We start from the raw sequence: 285 nt of genomic DNA on the forward strand, positions 1-285 counted from the left end.
GCCGGCAAGGTGGTCATCACCAAGGACAACACGACCGTCGTCAACGGCACGGGCGACAAGGCGGACATCGCCGCGCGCTGCAACACCATCCGTCAGCAGATCGAGGAGACCACCTCCGACTACGACCGCGAGAAGCTGCAGGAGCGCCTCGCCAAGCTGGCCGGCGGCGTCGCGGTGATCCGCGTCGGCGGGGCCACCGAGGTCGAGGTGAAGGAGCGCAAGGACCGGGTGGACGACGCCCTGCACGCCACCCGCGCCGCGGTGGAGGAAGGCATCCTGCCGGGC

The 285-nt window shown here is 70.5% G+C and carries 1 pseudogene; it reads left to right on the forward strand.

Annotated features, from left to right (window positions below):
* Positions 1 to 285: pseudogene (locus JT719_RS24645) on the forward strand (TCP-1/cpn60 chaperonin family protein); the annotation flags it as partial.

It is taken from the genome of Sabulibacter ruber (genome assembly GCF_017355955.1).
In the GTDB taxonomy this organism is placed as follows: Bacteria; Bacteroidota; Bacteroidia; order Cytophagales; family Hymenobacteraceae; genus Nibribacter; species Nibribacter ruber_A.